The organism is Halalkalibaculum roseum (assembly GCF_011059145.1).
Classification (GTDB): Bacteria; Bacteroidota; Rhodothermia; order Balneolales; family Balneolaceae; genus Halalkalibaculum; species Halalkalibaculum roseum.
Genome location: NZ_JAALLT010000004.1, coordinates 57,705 through 75,950, shown reverse-complemented (window position 1 = coordinate 75,950; position 18,246 = coordinate 57,705). Strand labels below are relative to the sequence as shown.

Annotated in this window: 18 protein-coding genes; 11 read left to right on the top strand and 7 right to left on the bottom strand. The window is 45.7% G+C overall.

All coding sequences use genetic code 11. From position 1 onward, the window contains the following. Positions 1-12 precede the first annotated feature (12 nt). Positions 13-2,448, top strand: a complete 2,436-nt coding sequence (locus tag G3570_RS12265; protein ID WP_165142788.1) for a TonB-dependent receptor — start codon at positions 13-15, stop codon at positions 2,446-2,448. Between the two features lie 124 nt (positions 2,449-2,572). Here the strand turns inward: G3570_RS12265 and G3570_RS12260 are convergent, their stop codons facing one another. The 4 genes from G3570_RS12260 to G3570_RS12245 all read right to left on the bottom strand — a co-directional run bounded on the left by G3570_RS12260 (position 2,573) and on the right by G3570_RS12245 (position 6,093). Next, entirely contained in the window at positions 2,573-3,067 is a 495-nt protein-coding gene (locus G3570_RS12260; RefSeq protein ID WP_165142786.1) for a hypothetical protein, read from the bottom strand. A gap of 240 nt (positions 3,068-3,307) precedes the next feature. Then, positions 3,308-4,264: a DMT family transporter gene (locus G3570_RS12255; RefSeq protein WP_165142784.1), complete on the bottom strand. Its 957-nt coding sequence runs from the start codon at positions 4,262-4,264 to the stop codon at positions 3,308-3,310. Between the two features lie 74 nt (positions 4,265-4,338). Beyond that, a complete protein-coding gene (locus tag G3570_RS12250; RefSeq protein WP_165142782.1) occupies positions 4,339-4,884 on the bottom strand; it encodes a DUF2911 domain-containing protein in 546 nt (181 codons plus the stop codon). Positions 4,885-4,989: 105 nt separating this feature from the next. Beyond that, positions 4,990-6,093 carry an amidohydrolase family protein gene (locus G3570_RS12245; protein ID WP_165142780.1) on the bottom strand — a complete coding sequence of 368 codons (1,104 nt, stop codon included), beginning with the start codon at positions 6,091-6,093 and terminating at the stop codon, positions 4,990-4,992. Between the two features lie 141 nt (positions 6,094-6,234). Here G3570_RS12245 and G3570_RS12240 point away from each other — a divergent pair, with 141 nt between their 5' ends. Both G3570_RS12240 and G3570_RS12235 read left to right on the top strand, forming a co-directional pair. Next, positions 6,235-7,515, top strand: a complete 1,281-nt coding sequence (locus G3570_RS12240) for a BamA/TamA family outer membrane protein (protein WP_165142778.1) — start codon at positions 6,235-6,237, stop codon at positions 7,513-7,515. Positions 7,516-7,521: 6 nt separating this feature from the next. Then, positions 7,522-9,231, top strand: coding sequence for a hypothetical protein (locus tag G3570_RS12235; RefSeq protein ID WP_165142776.1), 1,710 nt, complete (start codon positions 7,522-7,524; stop codon positions 9,229-9,231). A gap of 203 nt (positions 9,232-9,434) precedes the next feature. Here G3570_RS12235 and msrA read toward each other — a convergent pair whose 3' ends face one another. Further along, complete coding sequence (gene msrA, locus G3570_RS12230; protein ID WP_165142774.1) at positions 9,435-10,100, bottom strand: peptide-methionine (S)-S-oxide reductase MsrA; 666 nt, start codon at positions 10,098-10,100, stop codon at positions 9,435-9,437. A 183-nt stretch (positions 10,101-10,283) separates the two neighbouring features. Here msrA and G3570_RS12225 point away from each other — a divergent pair, with 183 nt between their 5' ends. Both G3570_RS12225 and G3570_RS12220 read left to right on the top strand, forming a co-directional pair. After that, positions 10,284-11,282 (top strand): potassium channel beta subunit family protein, encoded by a 999-nt coding sequence (locus G3570_RS12225; RefSeq protein WP_165142772.1) that lies wholly within the window; start codon positions 10,284-10,286, stop codon positions 11,280-11,282. Positions 11,283-11,756: 474 nt separating this feature from the next. Then, on the top strand, positions 11,757-12,227 hold the full coding sequence (locus tag G3570_RS12220) for an aminoacyl-tRNA deacylase (protein ID WP_165142770.1): 471 nt from the start codon (positions 11,757-11,759) through the stop codon (positions 12,225-12,227). 73 nt (positions 12,228-12,300) lie between these two features. On the opposite strand, the gene G3570_RS12215 is transcribed toward G3570_RS12220, so the two are convergent. Beyond that, entirely contained in the window at positions 12,301-12,498 is a 198-nt protein-coding gene (locus G3570_RS12215; protein WP_165142768.1) for a hypothetical protein, read from the bottom strand. Positions 12,499-12,747: 249 nt separating this feature from the next. Between G3570_RS12215 and G3570_RS12210 the strand changes: the two genes are divergently transcribed. The 5 genes from G3570_RS12210 (at position 12,748) to G3570_RS12190 (ending at position 16,116) form a co-directional block, all read left to right on the top strand. Beyond that, a complete protein-coding gene (locus G3570_RS12210) occupies positions 12,748-13,413 on the top strand; it encodes an energy transducer TonB (RefSeq protein WP_165142766.1) in 666 nt (221 codons plus the stop codon). Positions 13,414-13,462: 49 nt separating this feature from the next. Beyond that, complete coding sequence (locus G3570_RS12205) at positions 13,463-13,954, top strand: hypothetical protein (protein WP_165142764.1); 492 nt, start codon at positions 13,463-13,465, stop codon at positions 13,952-13,954. A 187-nt stretch (positions 13,955-14,141) separates the two neighbouring features. After that, on the top strand, positions 14,142-15,263 hold the full coding sequence (locus G3570_RS12200) for a hypothetical protein (protein ID WP_165142763.1): 1,122 nt from the start codon (positions 14,142-14,144) through the stop codon (positions 15,261-15,263). A 233-nt stretch (positions 15,264-15,496) separates the two neighbouring features. Next, on the top strand, positions 15,497-15,919 hold the full coding sequence (locus tag G3570_RS12195; protein WP_249067066.1) for a hypothetical protein: 423 nt from the start codon (positions 15,497-15,499) through the stop codon (positions 15,917-15,919). Next, positions 15,916-16,116 (top strand): helix-turn-helix transcriptional regulator, encoded by a 201-nt coding sequence (locus G3570_RS12190; RefSeq protein ID WP_165142761.1) that lies wholly within the window; start codon positions 15,916-15,918, stop codon positions 16,114-16,116. Before G3570_RS12195 ends, G3570_RS12190 begins: the two co-directional genes overlap by 4 nt. A gap of 29 nt (positions 16,117-16,145) precedes the next feature. Here G3570_RS12190 and G3570_RS12185 read toward each other — a convergent pair whose 3' ends face one another. Continuing rightward, the gene (locus G3570_RS12185) at positions 16,146-16,784 is read right to left on the bottom strand and encodes a hypothetical protein (RefSeq protein ID WP_165142759.1); all 639 of its coding nucleotides are present in this window, start codon (positions 16,782-16,784) and stop codon (positions 16,146-16,148) included. A 424-nt stretch (positions 16,785-17,208) separates the two neighbouring features. Here G3570_RS12185 and G3570_RS12180 point away from each other — a divergent pair, with 424 nt between their 5' ends. Next, positions 17,209-18,162: a 3-keto-disaccharide hydrolase gene (locus G3570_RS12180; RefSeq protein WP_165142757.1), complete on the top strand. Its 954-nt coding sequence runs from the start codon at positions 17,209-17,211 to the stop codon at positions 18,160-18,162. Positions 18,163-18,246 lie beyond the last annotated feature (84 nt).

Sequence of the window (18,246 nt, the reverse complement as noted above, 5' to 3'; positions counted from 1 at the left end):
GATGGAGGAACAATGTATTCCAAACTCAACTCTTTTTTAACTGTACTTCTTGTACTTTTTTGTCTGTCGTCGAGCGAAATTTTTGCTCAGACTATAACCGGTACTGTCAAAGATGCCAAAACTGAGGAACCCCTGGCAGGTGCCAATATCATCCAAGTGGGGACCAGTAAGGGGGTGGCAGCCGGAACCGATGGAAGTTTCACGCTCGAGCTCCGGGAAGGAGCCTCAGATGAAATCAGTATTTCGTTTATCGGTTACCGGACTAAAACCATAAGTACCTCCGGGCAGAGCGAAGATCTCGAGATTCTGCTTATGCCCAAATCGATAATGAGCAACGAAGTATTTGTAAAAGCTCTGCGGGTGGATGAGGCCACTCCGATGGCTTTTGAAAATGTGAGCCGGGATCAGATAAATAAAAAGAATCTGGGTCAGGATATACCCTACCTGGTAAGCAGCACTCCCTCTGTGACTACCACTTCAGATGCCGGTACGGGCATCGGTTACACAGGCATTCGTATTCGCGGGGTAGACCAGGCACGTATAAACGTTACCATCAACGGCATTCCACTGAATGACGCGGAATCGCACGGCGTATTTTGGGTGGATCTACCTGATTTGGCCTCATCGGTTGAAAATATACAGATTCAGCGTGGCGTAGGTACCTCCACCAACGGGGCTGCAGCCTTCGGAGCTACCATGAACCTGCAGACATCTGAGATGCGTCCGAATGCCTACGGCGAGGTAAATGCCGGTATCGGATCGTTTAACACGCAAAAGATGAACGTGCTGCTTGGATCCGGACTGATGGACAACGGGTGGCAGTTTGAGGGACGCCTTTCCAAAATTACAAGCGACGGCTATATCGATCGAGCTTCTTCTGATCTGAAATCTTTTTACCTGAGCGGTGCCCGCCACGGGGATAACAGCCTGCTGCGAGCGGATGTCTTTTCCGGTGTGGAAACTACCTATCAATCCTGGTACGGGGTACCTGAAGAGTTGTTGGATTCAGATCGTACCTACAATCCGGCGGGACAGGAAAAGCCGGGAGAACCATATGAGGATCAGACGGATAATTACCAGCAGGATCACTATCAGCTGCACTACTCCTACCAGTTTTCCGAAAACTGGGATGCCAATGCCTCTGTGCACTATACCTACGGCCGCGGTTATTATGAGGAGTACAAAGCCGATCAATCCCTCAGTCAATACCAGATTGAGCCCATTGATTTACCCAATACCACTATTACAGAAAGCGATCTCGTAAGACAGTTGTGGCTGGATAATCATTTTTACGGGACGGTTTTTTCCACCCAGTATCAAAAGGATAACAATTTTACATTTACATTCGGCGGAGGATATAATGAATATGACGGTGATCACTATGGGGAGGTTATCTGGGCCGAATACCTGGGTAATACAGATGTAGAAAACCGCTACTATGACAACAATGCGTTTAAAACCGACGGTAATCTCTACGCGAAATTGCAGTACTATTTTACGGATAACCTGAGCGGTTACGTGGATATGCAGACCCGCCGCATCACCTATGACTTTTTGGGCAAAGACAAACTGCAGGCACCGGGCGGGGGACAGCAGATTGTGGATGTACAACAAACCGATCGCTTGACCTTCTTTAATCCCAAGGCCGGACTGGTTTATAGGAAAGGAAATCACCGCCTCTTTGCTTCATTCAGTGTGGGTAATAAGGAACCGACCCGGGACGAATATGTGAATTCCACGCCCGAAAATCGTCCTGAGCATGAAACAATGTACGACTGGGAAGCGGGCTATAAGGCAGAGTTTGATCGCTTTTTTGCGGGTTTGAATCTCTATTTCATGGATTACAAAAACCAGTTAATACCAACCGGTGAGCTCAACGATGTGGGTTCGGCCATTCGCCAGAATGTGCCTGACAGCTACCGTGCCGGTATAGAACTTCAGGCCGGGGTTAGAATACTGCCTGAGCTGGAGTGGTCAGGTAATGCTACTTTCAGCCGCAATAAAATTGATGAGTATGAGCAGTTCATTGATGTATATGATGCGAGTTTTAATTTCACAGGTCAGGAGAGCAGAACCTATGAAGATACGGATATCTCGTTTTCCCCATCATTTATCGGAAACTCCATTTTAAGTTTTACCGAGAATGGTTTCAGTTCCGAACTGGTTACAAAATATGTCTCTCGACAATATCTTGACAATACACAAACCGACGCAAGGTCAATTGATCCATACCTGGTTAATGACATCCGTCTTGGCTATAACTTCAGTTCTATCCCTGTGCTGAGCGGCCTTCGGGCAAATCTACAGGTTAACAATATCTTCGATAAAAAATACGAGACCAACGGGTATACCTTCGGATATATCGCGGGTGGAGACGAACAGTATTTTAACTATTACTACCCGCAGGCGGGCAGGAATTTCCGGCTGCAGCTCTCATTTAGATTTTAAACCTTGAGCGATAATCATAGTTTATGCAGGAGGCGAATCCTTGAGTGGATTCGCCTTTTTTAAATGCTAAAAAAAGCTCGCCTGTAAAGCAGGCGAGCTTTTTGTGATACTGGAATGTCAGTACCTAAAAATAGTACGTGCCGGTGATAGCGGCGCCGGTAGAAATGCGGTCATCTGTATTATCTCTGATCAGGAAATTCAGCTGCGCTTCTACGCCCATGCTGAAATGAGTGTTAAGGAAATATTCCCCGCCTCCGTTAATACCGATCAGGAAATTGGTGACATCATCGCCAAATTCGGGAGAATTATTCTGTAACAGTCCCAGGAAACCGAAATAACTGGCGAAATCGTCACCTATGGCCCTGTAAAACCGTGGTTTTACTCCTATGTTGATGGTTGTAAAGCTATCCGTTTCGTGAACAATACCCAGCAAGGGAGCAATGACTACATTATCGGATGTCCAGATTGGCATGCTCAGGTTGGTTTGATTTCCCTGCAGGGATGCCGACAAACCGATAGTACCTTTTTCAGGGATGTTCTGACCATTAACGGTTGTAGCTGACAAGCTGAGCATTACAAAAAGTACAATGATACCTGTAAAATGTTTTAGTAGAGTCATGGATAGTTGATTTAATTACTGTTTGAACCTCAATCTCACAACTGTAAAAGCAAAAAGCCGGCACAAAATTCCATGGCATGACCTTGGAGGTGTGTTCACAATTGCTTTAAAGAGAGCAAACAGGATCTCTGCTCAATCTGTGATGAAAGCCGAAAAAGGAAACCGGGCAGGGTTAGCCGCCCAGAATTATTTTACTCTTAATTCCTCGTTTTACTGGCGCGTCTTGCCCGGTCGGTGTTGCTAGTCCTGTTTGGAACTGGCCATAACAGTTAATTCATCGTCACCGGAAGTTTGCATGCGGGATGAGAGCTTCTTTTTCCCCTCGTCAATTACCTGAATAAAGATGGCTCCGATAATGATCAGTGCACCGGCCAGCAATTCATAAATAGAAGGGTTGGTTCCGATGGCCAGCCATGCGATGATGATGGCCGCAATGGGTACCAGGTTGCCATAAATGACTACCTGCGTTGGCCCCAGGGAGCGAAGGGCCCGTACCTTGACCCACTGACCTACACCGACGCCAATAGCTCCACCGGCGAGAATGGCAACCCAGGTCCAGAAACCCAGGCTCAGCCAGGTTTCACCGACCAGCGAAGGGGAAGCAATAACGAGATATAGAGATCCACCTATAACTGTTCGCATAGCTACCATGGAAACGGATCCGTATTTACGTGCCAGCGGTTTGATGAGGTGCAGTTCAACGACCGTCATGGCGAGTGCGGCAAAAAGCAGTAAATCGCCGAGCCAATACCCCTGTTCGGGACGGATACCGTCAAAAGCCAGCAGAATGGTACCCATTCCGGCAAGTATCACACCCATATAACCGAACTTTCCCATCTTCTCGGTGGTGAGAAGGTAGCCGAAACCGGTGCTGATTGCAGGTCCCAAAGCCAGCCAGATAGAGGCTCGTGCTCCATGGGTCAGTCCGAGTCCTTCGATACCCAGCCAGGGTGCCAGGGTGGCACCTAGAACCGATACCAGAAGGAGGCGTCCCCAGTCTTGCCTGTCAATGGGCGGGAAAAATTGAAATGAGCTATTGTTGGATTTGGCATCATAATAACATTGGTAGTAGAGCACCAGCAACATGGCAATGCCTCCCATTGCAAATCTGGAGACACTAAAAGAAATGGGAGCCATCTCTTCCAGCGCTATTTCGGCCAGAACGAAATTGGCTCCCCACAGAAATGTGAATAACAATAAGAGACTGTGATGGGGCAGGGCCCCATCTTCATCCCTGTGCTTTATATGACCTTCTGAATTTTGAATATGATCTAGACTTCAATGGTGAAGGGCACCTTGGTGGTATCCCAGTGAAGTACGCACTCGGCTGAATTTTCCGAAACATTTTCGAAGTAGATCATGAACTGCTCAACTTCTCTTCCCATTTCGGGTTCCACGTTGACACGTAGTACATCAGCACTTTGGTCGTACTGGGTTCCCCATGATAACTTAGAGTTGATTATGATGGTCCACTCATCTTCACCGGGTACGGAATAGAGCGAATAGGTGCCGGCTTCCACCGTTTCACCTTCGATCATCACATCACTTGAAAACGTAATGGCTGTTGACTCATTCGCACCGGTTCTCCATACCTGGCCGAAAGGAACCAGTCCGTCAAAGATAGTCCGGTCATTAACCGAAGGACGCCCGTAGGTGAGTGTCACTTCCGTAGTGCCGATGGTTTGGCTTACCGTAGCATTGGGGCTTACCCTCGCTTCATCACTTCCGCGTTCCTGTGCTTCGGCAGTTGTAGAAAATAGTGCCACCACAAGCAATGCGGTAAGCCCGGTGCCTAATAATTGTTTAAATATATTCATAACAGTTACCTCGTTTATTGAATTTATATTATGCTTTGATGTTTAAGAAAACAGTAACACAAATACCATATGGCCGCCAAATGTGCGGTAGCTAAGGCACTGTTATTAATTTCCGGGGAATAGAGTTCGGTCGATATCCGGAATAATCCTCAGTGCATTTTTATAGTACACTTTTTGCAACACGTCATCGGGTAAATTCAATCCATACATTTTCCAGAAGGCGTGACGTTTTCGATAGTAGTCAAAATACTCGTCAGAAGTTTCCAGCACCCGGAAGTAGACATAATACTCTTCCGGCCTCCAGGAATCCTTACCAAACATAATGCGATCCTGGTACTTTATAAAAAATTGGCGGGCGAAACGCGGCTGCCTTCCCAGTTCAGCGAGGACGGCCCCGATTTCGGTGTACATGTTGGGAAACTCATCCATCAGCTCTCCCAGCCTGCTCAGGTTGTTCCCCATCCAGCCCAGGTGGGCATTTATGAAAGTGGTTTCAGGATGCTTGCGAAAGATATTCCACTGCTCGCTCATCACTTCTTCCCAGGAGGGATATTCTTCAGGACTCCGATGCCTATTGGGAAACTGCTTCATTTCGAGCCAGCGCTCGTTGTATTTATCGATCGGTGCCCAGAATATTTTCGGTTCACCGGTATGTATCAGTACCGGTATACCCAGTTCGCCGCATTTTGCCCAGACCGGATCTATGCGGGGATCGTCAGCCGGCACACGATTGCCTTCACTGTCTGTAACCGTTAAGCCAAGATTCTTGAAAATTTTTAGCCCTCTTGCTCCGTTATTGTAGTCCTGTTCAAGTTGCTTGACAGTTTTTTCTGTCCAATCAGGATCGTCAATATTATCGAAGTCGATATTGGCAAACTGTATAAAACGGTTGGGAGCATGTTCATTGACGTTTTCAATGGCTGCTTTCAATGCATCTCCGCTTCGCCCGCTGAGATTAACCATGACCGCCATATTCAACTCGTTCATTTCGGCTGTGGTTTCGGAGACATCCTGTGTTGCCATGCGCCATTGGTGATTGTGAACGTCGATGAATGGGTATTTGGCACTTTTGACAATATGTTCAGGAACAACGAGCGTGGATTTGGGCTCATATTCCTCAAAAGTCATGGTAGTATCTGCCTTGTCCTGCGAACAGGCAAGCGAGCTAAATAAAAGCAGAATCACTATACTAAATGCCGATATTTTCATAGATCCGAATAATTTTAGCATTCAATATAACATATTAGAGCTCATTTGTTTGAAAGATTTATATTGGTAATACTGTGATTTTCTTTCTTTTACAATAGATTCTGTTTTGACTGTTACTCCAGTAGATTCTTTATTGATAGCATGATTATTAACACTCACAGGGTGGGTAATTTCCGACTACTAGCAGTTTCGGTGATCATCTGGCTCTCCTTTTTACATACGCTTCACGCCCAGGATCCTCAGCAATCATCTCAGGACGCTCAGTCTGATTTAACCGTTTTTGAGCCATATGAAACCAAAAGAAGTTTTGGCTATCACCTGCTGGCATTGCCTTCCTATGCGGTAGACTTGTTAACTTGGCCTATTGGAGAAGGTTTTCGACTGGCAGAACGAAAATTCCCCGATCAGCTGGAAGGAGAGCGGGGTCGATTCGGTATTTATCCGCTAATTGAGACGGGCGTGGAGACCAGGACGGCCTTCGGCGGACTGATATTTAATCGTGACTTTTTGGGCAGTGATCATGAGTGGCGGGTAGAGGCGTTATTCGGTTCCAGTAAATACAATAAAATTGATTTAAAGTATAATATACCGGGTTTCTTTGAAACGGAAGACGAGATAAAATTTAACTCTGTCTACTACAATGACCCCATGGAATCGCTTTTTCTGGGCAATGAAGCCTCCCTGGATGAGGAGACACGCTATTCGGTGGAGGAAATTAATGCACGGATTGATTATTCGCTACCGGTTTTCGAGGTGCATTCGGTTGCTTTCTGGGGATCGTATCGAAATGCTATTATCAGGCAGAGCAGCAGGCGGGACGACAACCTGCCGCCTTTCCCGACCTCATTGAAAGGCCGGACGGAACTTTTTGCTGCCGGCATATCGCTGCGTATCGATCTTGCTGAAGAAGAGCCGAGAACATATACAGGACGCAGGTTTCTTTTCAGGGGAGGCTATCACCACTCCATAGATGATAATCGCTATGCATTTTTTAAATACCGGTTTGAATGGCAGGAATTTATCGCCTTGCCCTTTTTACCCAACACCAGGCGCTTGGCTTTTAAAACCCGACTGGAAAGAGCGGAACCCATAGCAGATAAAACCATACCCTTTTTTGAGCTTCCCAGCATCGGGGATTCACGGGGACTTCGCGGGCTCAGGGGCGACCGGTACCGAGACGATAAATCACTGCTGTTTACACTGGAGTATCGCTACCCAATGTGGGATTTTGTAGATGTTGTACTTTTTCTGGATGAGGGACAGGTATTCAGGAATTTCAATGATGTACATTTGAAAGATTTTCACGCAGGTTACGGATTCGGACTGCATTTTCTGGGAAGCGAAAATCTCTCTTTCAGGGTCGAATTTGCTTTCAGTAAAGAATCATCCCGAACCATTCTATCCATTGCACCTAATTTTTGATACACAGTGAGTGAATTGCAGAACATATTTAATTTGAAGCAAATCCCGGTTTTATTTGGACTTATAATAGGGATACTTTTGTGTGGCTGTGCCAATACAAAACACTATACTCGGGGTCCGGTAAAGGTTTTCGACCCGGATACCTCAGCCATTCCCCAACCGGAACAGGTAGATCGTTCGCGATACTGGGAGCAGTTGAATTATACCCTTTTTCATCAGCTGCGAAAGCCGCTCAATTTGAATACGGTCGGCAGATCGGCCGGAATGGTACTGGGAATTTCCGAACCCAGGGAAGCCGACAATATCAATGTTCTGGATGAGCCGCCGGAATCGAGTTGGTATAACTACCGTCACTTTTATAATCCAATGACCCTGGAAGAGTTAGCTAATGGTCCAAATGAGACTGCACCACCGGACACCACCGGCAATTGGACTATTTTTCAGGCCAGCATAGGCGGACCCAATGCCTGGTTTTTTATAGAAGACCGGAAAGGTGATCGTTACCTGATAAAATTTGACAGTCCTGATTTTCCGGAGTTGCGTACCTCTTCAGAAGTCATCAGTACCAAGTTTTTCCATGCAGCCGGTTACAACGTTCCGGAAGCGACTATCACCTACCTAAATCCGTCAAAATTCACCATAAAAGATAGTGTGATGGTAAGGGAGGGCAGACGGCGGCGCGAAATGACGCAGGCCGATATCAAGAATACACTGCTGGAACGTCCGAGAAATCGTTTTGGAAAGGTCAGGACTATAGCAATTAAGTTTGTGGAGGGTACTCCGATCGGGCCATGGGGTTTTGAAGGTACTCGAGACGACGATCCCAATGACCGGGTGGCTCACGAACATCGACGGGAACTCAGGGGGTTGCGGGTTATCAGCTCATGGCTAAACGATACCGATCGACGCGACGCCAATTCACTTGCAGTCTATACCGAAGGAGGCTATGTGAAGCACTATCTGCAGGACTTTGGGAGTACGCTCGGAGCTAACGGCGCGGGTGTTCACACTCCCATAGACGGTCAGGCTTACCTGATTGATCCGCGCTATATGGCTTTGAACACGCTCTCCCTCGGCATGAATGTAAATGTGTGGGAGAAAGATCAGGCAATAACACCGTTTCCTTCGGTGGGTTATTTCAGGTCGGATATCTTTGAGCCAGAGGAGTGGGTTACGGCACATCCGCTGCCGGCCTTTGAGAATATGACCCTTCGGGATGCCTACTGGGGTGCCAAGCAGGTGATGAGTTTTAGCGATGAAGATATTCGCAGAATCGTAAAAACCGGTAGGATCACCAATGGGGAAGCCCAATCTTTCTTATGGCAGATTCTTATCAACCGAAGAGATAAGATCGGTGAATACTGGTTCAGCAGAATAAACCCGCTGGATAAATTTCGAGCGGAAATAACGAATGGCGACCTGGTGCTGCATTTTGTCGATCTTGGTGTAGAAGGTAATATTTTCAGGGCTGACAATACCAGGTATCGCTATGAAGTATTTGCTGGAAATAAACAGGTACTCAAAGCTAGGGGAACGGAAGAAAATAGAGCGATATTCAATATTGCCGGAATTAAACAGACTTCATCAGAAGCTTCACGAGTCATTAACTTTCGGCTTTATACCGAACGGGAAGATATCGGGTATAAACCGGTTAAGGTCTATGTGGCGCTGGAAAAAAGCGGGCCTCGTATCGTCGGGGTTAACAGGGAACAGTAGCAACAATAAAAGAAGTTGAGTGCAGCGTTGATATGGGCTCATTCCAGCAAAGAGCGACTCAGTTAGCTCCTCCTTCTCATTCCGCCGCTCTGTTGTGCACTGTTTCTCATCCGCAGGTTATACAAGAGAGAAGCTGTGTAGATTGTCTCTTGAATGCAAGAAGTCGGTTATTCAAATTCCTAGCTATTAAGATTATTTCAATATCAGCTTTTTACCTCTTCCTTTAACAGGTTAGAAAACTCCTTACGGAACTTCTTCAGTTTGGGAGCTATGACCACCTGGCAATACCCCGCATTGGGATTATTGGCATAATAGTTTTGATGATAGTTCTCCGCTTCCGAATAATTGCTAACGGGTTCAATTTCCGTTACGATGGGATCCTCCCATAGATCCGATGCATCCGTCTCCTTCAATGATTTCTGAGCCAGCTCTTTTTGCTCTTCATTATGGTAGAAAATCACGGAGCGATATTGCGGACCGACATCCGCTCCCTGCCGGTTTTTGGTCGTGGGATTGTGCGTGTGCCAGAAGACTGTTAGCAGCTGTTCGAAGCTGATCACCTCAGGATCATAAATAATGCGTGCCACCTCGGCGTGACCGGTAGTACCGGTGGTCACCTGCTTGTAGGTTGGATTTTCAATATGCCCGCCCGCATAGCCGGCTTTAACACTTTTTACGCCTTTTAATTCCTCAAATACCGCTTCAACACACCAGAAACAACCGGCTCCAAAGGTTGCTGTTTCATAATTTTCGTTATTCATTGAAACCTCAATGTCTTCATTATTTGTAATTTCACCGCTTTGTGCTTTGGAACTGCATGCGGCCAAAGCAAGCGTGCTGATTAATAGAATCGACGTCAGTGCCTTCATAATAGCTAAATTGATTAAAGAGTTCCTTTACTTCTTCAAGTTACAATACGTAAACAGACAGTAAGCGGATTTATTTCCTGTTTGTTAAATCTGACAGTTACTCAATAAGGTGAAGTTAGAACGCAAAAGACGTGTTGATCGTTGGTTTATATCACACTCAAATGAAAAAAGGGATAACAAAATATGGAATATCGATTTCTGGGTAGATCAGGCTTGAAAGTATCAGCTCTCTCCTTTGGATCATGGGTCACTTTCGGCAAGCAAATTGATGAAGACGTGGCCTATGAATCTATGAAAGTTGCCTATGAAGCGGGCGTTAATTTCTTTGACAATGCGGAGGTTTATGCCGGCGGAGATTCAGAGACAATGATGGGTAATGTTATCCAAAAAGCAGGCTGGAAACGATCCGATCTGGTTCTTTCCACAAAGATATTTTGGGGAGGCGAAGGGCCGAATGATCAGGGTTTGTCCTTTAAGCATATCAAAGAGGGTACCGAGGCGTCCCTGAAGCGCATGCAAACCGATTATGTAGATCTTTTATTCTGTCACCGGCCGGATAAAGACACCCCCATAGAAGAGACCGTCCGGGCCATGAACCAGATGATTAAGGAAGGCAAAGCATTGTATTGGGGCACCAGTGAATGGAGTGCCGAGCAGATTCGGCATGCATACGATTTCGCCCGCAATGAACACCTCCGACCCCCGCTGATGGAACAGCCGCAGTACAATATGTTCCATCGTGAAAAAGTGGAGCAGGAATTCCGTCATCTCTATGATGATATCGGACTGGGGACAACCATTTGGAGTCCTCTTTCCAGTGGTCTGCTAACCGGCAAATACAACGACGGGATACCTGAAGGTACGCGACTTACGATGGATGATTATGACTGGCTTCGGGAGCAGCTGCTGGAAACAGAGAGCGGTCGGAAAAAGCTTGAAAAAGTGAAGAAGCTGGCACCCATAGCGAAAGATATCGGTATCTCCCTACCGCAGATGGCTCTTGCCTGGTGTCTCAAAAACGAGGATGTCAGCACGGTGATCACCGGCGCTTCCAAACCTGAGCAGGTACGCGAAAATATGAAAGCGGTAGATGCCCTTGATAAACTCGATTCGGATATCATGGATCGAATCGAAGAGGTGCTAGAAAATAAACCGGCCCCGGAAGAGGATCTGAGGAGGTAGAAGGCAGGTTGCGGAAGTCAGAATACAGAATTCAGGAGTCGGAATATGCAATTTTAAGATTTTGCAGTATCTATTTTATCTGTTCTTGAGAGATTTAAATCGAAAAATATAGTTGTCATCCCCGGACCCCGATCCGGGATCTATATTGATTGTAAATTCAGCGTTCATACATAACCTTTTGTAACAGAGTTGTAGCTGCTAATATGTTCACTATAGAAGAATTATATGAGACTTGAATAACTTATTGTTATAGATCCTGAATTTCCCAAGGGGATACCTAAGGTAATGTTCAGGATGACATCATTTTATAAATATGATACTATTTCCCTGCCACCAATATTCTGAATTCTGACTCCTGACTCCTGACTCCTGAATTCTGTATCTCCGCCCCTTCAAAAAAAATGACTTCAAGTTCTGAGTTCATTATTTTCAGTTAAGGAGCTCATTAAAGCTTAAAAGAAAAAGGGAGGTATTATGGCACTGAGCAAACTAACTGACTACCTCGACAAACACGGTAAAAAATATGTGGTTGTTTCCCACTCCGAAGCATTCACAGCCCAGGAAGTGGCCGCTTCCGCTCATATTCCGGGTAAGGACATGGTAAAAACCGTTATGGTAAAGGCCGACGGCGATATGAAGATGGTGGTACTGCCATCCACTCATGACGTTGACTTTAATGCAATCCGGGAAGCCCTGGATGCCGGCGATGTGGAATTGGCTTCTGAAGATGAGTTCAAAAGCCTGTTCCCGGAATCCGAAACCGGGGCCATGCCGCCATTCGGCAACTTATATGATATGGATACCCTTGTGGCTGAGTCGCTGACGGATGACGAAATCATCGCATTCAATGCCGGTAATCACAGGGAAGTGATTAAGCTGGCTTACAGCGACTATGAAGAACTTGTTCAGCCGGAAATTCTGAAGCTAGGTGTCAAGCACACCTAAAATGCGGTCGACAGTGTAACTTCACAGGGTTTGTGGTAAGATTGGTGCGTCTTGTTACCAACCTCTAAGAAATTCAGGGAAGAAGCTTGAAGTCGTAATTGGTGTGCTCCTTTATTTCGAGATTGGGCAGATCCACATCAAAATCATTCTCATCAGCTTCTTTCTTGAGCTTATTGTAGAAACTTTTTGACATAAGGAGGCGATCATACTCTTTTCCATTCTCAAAGATGTAGTCTTCTATCTCTTTGCGGAGACGATCCATGTGTTCCATAATAAAATCAGATGATTAAGTGCATTTCTCTTTCAGTGGTATAACATATTAAAACTCTAAACCCTTCCGAAGTATTCATTTTCCGTTTTTACTCCTCTAAGTGTTACGAGTTCAACTTTAAGTAGGGAATTCCCCTACACTATTATAGTGCTCTGGCAACTCGTAATTCAGGCAAATATTCTGTACGCTACCATCAAATAAAAGATAAAGATGTCTTATATCTTGAAGGTAATTTGAGAGGAGGTACTTATGTTGCCATTTTATAAGAAAGCGAATATCAAAAAGTACTATACGGTTTTGTTGGAAGTGGGAATGATCCTCAGTTTACTGATCTTCATCGCTTTAATGAGGGTTCCGTTAAAAAGCGGTGAAGGGGAGGATCTCGAATTCACGGCTCAGGATGAAATCGTAAAAATGGAAGAAATCGAACAGACGGAGCAAGAAAAGCGTCCGCCACCGCCGCCCAGACCGCAGGTACCCGTAGCAGTTCCCAATAACGAGATAATTGAGGAAGAGGTACTGAATATTGATGCGGAATTCAATATTGATGAAGAATTGAAATTGCCACCGCCACCTGAACAGGAAGCAGAAAAAGGTCAGGAAGAAGAGGAGGATTTTTTCGTGGTAGTAGAACAGATGCCGGAGCTTATCGGTGGCATCCAATCCCTGCAGCAGATGATAGATTATCCCGACAAGGCAAAAAAAGCCGGTATACAGGGAAAGGTTATCATTCAGTTTATCGTAAATGAAAAAGGAGAGGTTGAAGATCCGCAGGTCATTCGAGGCATCGGAGGTGGTTGCGACGAGGAAGCACTCCGTGTGGTCAAGCAGGCCCATTTCAAACCGGGCAAACAGCGCGGTCGTCCGGTACGGGTTCAATATAGCCTACCGATCTACTTTAAATTGAAAACCTAATTGCTATATTACCGGGTACACTTTGTAATTATAAAAAGGGAATGGGATTATGATCAATTCAAGTGATTTTTGGCGGACGGTCATATCCGGCTTTATAGCAACTTTCGTGATGTCAATGGCCGGTTTTCTGCAAAGCGGACTGGGTTTACCCGTAATCGATGTGGGATATTTTCTAACCGAATCGTTTAATCTTGCACATGAGGCAGACCCTTATACCATTTTGTGGGGGAATGCTGCTTTTTACATGTTTGGTATCATTCTCTCCCTAATATGGGTGGCCATGCTGCAAAAGCGAATACCCGGCAACTGGTTTATTCAGGGTGTTATATTCGGGGTGCTTATCACCTTACTGGCAGGATTGGTCGTATCCCCGCTGGTGTCTCTGGCAGCCGGTGAACCTTTCGGTGTGTTCTACACAGATACCTGGTTCCCGGGACTGATCATCATGGCAGGACTCTCCATGCACCTTGCCTACGGCATCGTACTTATGATCTGCCTGAAATATGCAGGGGTCAAGCCTGCCAACAGAAAAGCGATGTAAAACCCGCCGGAAGTGAACCGAATGTTCTCAATCTGCTTATGACAGAAAGGCTTAACTTGCATTTTACACTCCTTTAAAGCAGATTGAATTCAAATCATCGTAGAATTTCTGTACCTAATGCCCGGTGCAGGAACCCTGAATACATCCGGTTATTGCCTCCTTACAGTTACATGTAATAGGAGGGGATATGCACAACAGCACAGAAATGGAAAACCGGCAAATGAGGAGTGTTCCTTTATGCCCGGGTGGATGGAAACTTATCGTACTGCTCTGCTTTTTAAGTGCGACATTTTCACCTGAAATAAAGGCGCAGGAAAACGAAGCTGCTGACTCTTCTTATTCTTATCCGCTATTTGAAAGTGATGAAGCCCTCGAAATCACCATGGAAATGGATATGCGCAGGGTACTGAGAGACCGGGGAGATGAGACCGATTATCATCCGCTACTGGTAACCTGGAACAGTGAAGATGGAGAGGTCAGGCAGGTGGAGGCGCGCGTTAAGGTACGAGGAAATTTTCGCAGGCAACGTGAAAACTGTCGATTCCCGCCTTTACGCATGAGATTTGAGAAAGAAACTGTAGAGGGGACTGTTTTTGAAGGTCAGAAAAAACTAAAGCTGGTAACCCACTGCCAGACCAGGCGCTCCCAATATCAACAATATGTGCTGCAGGAATACCTGATCTACCGCGCGTACAGTCTACTGACGGATAAGAGCTTCCGGGTCAGACTGGTTAAAGTAACCTACGTTGATAGCGAAAAGAGAGACGAACCCTTTACCCGCTATAATTTTATTCTCGAAGATGAGGACAAGATGGCGGAACGCCTGGGAGGAAGAATAGTGGAAGTAGAGAATGTACATCCGGATGTTACCGATTACGATCTTAGCAATCGACTAGCCATTTTTCAGTATATGATGGGAAATACCGACTGGTCTATCCCCGCTTTGCATAATATCAAACTTGTGTTACCAATAGGTGGTCAAACACCCTATGCCATTCCTTACGATTTTGACTGGAGCGGTATCATCAATACGAGGTACGCGGAACCCAATCCCATATTGAATATTCGAACGGTACGGCAGCGTCTCTTCCGGGGTTTTTGCCGGAGTCCGGAAGTGTTCAGGGCCGAATTCTCTTTCTTTAACCGGCACAAGAGTGCCATCTATGCGCTTTACCGGGACCTAACCCCGCCACTCGAGCAGGATGAGTTTGAGCAGGCAACCGAATACTTGGATGATTTTTATGCTATCATCAACGATCCCGATGAGGCAGAAGATGAGATCATTGATGAATGCCGTACTGATCGCTAACCCCCCCTTATGTGTACCTCCGAGCTCCTCAGTGCCCCTATGTGGTATAGCTTGAAAGGCTACTTTCATTGATAGTATTTCAAGAGCCAGTTCGGATTTTTACCACTGAGTTACACAAAGTTCATTCTTTTGTCAAGTATCACAACTATTTTGTAAAGTAATATTGACATTTAGTTTACTTAGGTGTATTATGAGTAAAATAAACTTTACAAAAATACAAATGAGGTTGACAAATGAATACACAAAGTGCACAATCCGGTAATTGGTCAAGCCGGGTAAAACAAAAAACACTTCATCTTGCCTACTGGACGGCCGCATACCTGGTTACCATGGCAATCGGTTCCTTCGGACCTGAATTAATATGGAGCTACAATAATATCGCTTCCATCGCGGCCATTTTGTTAAATGCCCTGGTAGGTTTTGGTATGATCTATGCCAATATTCAATATTTGAAAGAACAGGATGAGATGATGCAAAAGATTCAACTTGAGTCGATGGCTATTTCGCTGGGTGTTGGAATTGTCGCCGGGTTAAGTTACTCGCTGGCTGATGCAACGAACGTCATCAGCGGTGATGCTGAAATATCCTTCCTGGTGATACTAATCAGTTTGACCTACCTGGGATCTATTTTCATCAAATACCGGAGTTTGAAATGAAGAATCGCTTAAAGGTACTTCGAGCTGAACGTGACTGGACCCAGGCAGATCTGGCCGATGCCCTAGAGGTATCACGCCAAACGGTAAATGCCATAGAGACTGGTAAATATGACCCGAGTTTGCCTTTGGCTTTTAAAATGGCCAGGTTATTCGACAAAAGGATTGAAGAAATATTTCAAGATGAGGAGGGCAATTGAATATTCTCAGTTCTAGAGTTTGAAATCATTCAAGACAAAACCTCATCTCCCATTTGTTTTTTAAACCATAGGGCCAGCATCACCATAAAGAGGGGAGCAGTAATAGCCCAGGGGGTAGCCAAAAGCAGAAGCTCGTTTGAAAAATCAGGATAGAAGTAGACAAAGGCGATCAAAGGAGTTGTCCAAACATGAGCAATGAAGCTGTAACGAACCCAGCGCTGAAAGCCGTTTTTTTCAAATACCGGGATTGCAATGAATGCCGCCAAACCCATAAAGATATAGCCGATGGCATCGTAGTCCCAAAACATGGAATGCGGCGTCTGCCGCAATAATTGAATTTCATCACCCGAACCTTGAAGTGTCATGGGAATAACGGTCGCCAGCTGTACCACATAGTTTGCCGTAACGAACACTACGTAAACCACGGTACAGGTCAATGCACCATGACTCCAGAATTTTTTATCCGAAGGGACGGCATAATGAAGGGCCAACATCTCCATCAGAAAGGGCAGGGTAATACAGAGTGAGAACCCATAAATCAGGATTTCATCCCAGGGAAAGAGAAGCATTCCCCAGATCTGCAGCATCTGAACAATATAAAAGGTCACTGTTGCCCAAAAGGCTACCAGCCCAGCCCGATAACCTATTTTATGAATACTCCTGTTCATAATCGGCTTACTCTCCAATTTAATCAGCGGTGATACCAAATAGCCGGCTTCAGCTCAATAGCCGGTAGAAAGAAGATTACAATATCCCGGACCGCCAGACAATCAGGGAAAACACTACACTATAAATATGATCAAATGTCAAATATCGGTTACCTGGATTAGTTTTATGTTATCATCAATGAACCCGATGAGGTAGAAAATGAGATCATTTATGAGTGCAGAACCGACAACTAAACTCCCTTTGTGCACCTCCGTGCTTCTCAGTGCCCCTCTGTGGTACAACTAAAAAGGTCCTAGTATAAATTGATTTAACCTTTCAAGTTATACCACAAAGGAACTAAGGTTAACATAGTTTTAGATTTGTGATTTTATTCCGCTCTGCCTAACCTGTCACAAATTTCAATAGGTCATTCCGAGGTTTATCATGCGATTGTCTGTAAAATTCCTTCCTATACTACTGATCCTTTTACTGTCTTCCGGCAACAATACTCTCCTTGCTCAATCGCAAATACCGGGGTCGGAAGCAGAGGGACGCTGGGATATTACCGTACAGACACCCAATGGGGAATACCCATCTTGGCTGGAAATTGAAACCTCTGGAAATAAAGCTCTGGTAGGACAATTTGTAGGTCCCGCCGGCAGTGCACGACCCGTTTCGCATATCCAATATGATTCCGAAAGCGGTACCTACACTTTTACCATCCCCCCACAGTGGAACGCCTATGAGGAAGATCCTCATTTCGAATTCCGTCTGGAAGACGGCATGCTTAAAGGCTGGACCAACAGTCCGGACGGCCAAAAACTGCAGTGGACCGGTGTGCGCGCTCCTTCTCTGGAGCGTAAGCAGGAACCGGAATGGGGCGAGACAATCGACCTGTTGGAAGAAGGGTTATCAGCATGGATAGTGCCTGAAAACAATGAGTTTGTCATGAAGGATGGTATCCTTTCTAATAATAAATCCGGCGGTAATCTCATCACCAAGCAGGAGTTTAACGATTTCAGGTTGAGTGCAGAGTTTCGCTATCCGGAAGGGAGCAATAGCGGGATCTATCTCCGCGGTAGGTATGAGGCACAGATTGAAGACAATTACGGACTGGAACCGGAAAGCCATTACATCGGCGGTATCTACGGTTTCATCGATCCCACGGTGAACGCTGCAAAAAAGGCAGGGGAGTGGCAGAGCTATGAAATTATCCTGACCGGACGAATGGTTACAGTCGTTCTAAATGGCGTGGAAGTGATATGCAATCGTCCCATACCCGGTATCACAGGCGGGGCGCTCGACAGTAACGAAGGCGAGCCCGGCCCCATCATGTTGCAGGGAGATCACGGTCCCGTAGAATTCCGTAACCTCACAATCAACCCGGCAGTGTACTAAAATATTTTAGCCGCGAATTGCACGGATTTTATCAGATGCATCCAAACCTTATAAGTATCAACCTATTAATAAATAAGTGTTAAT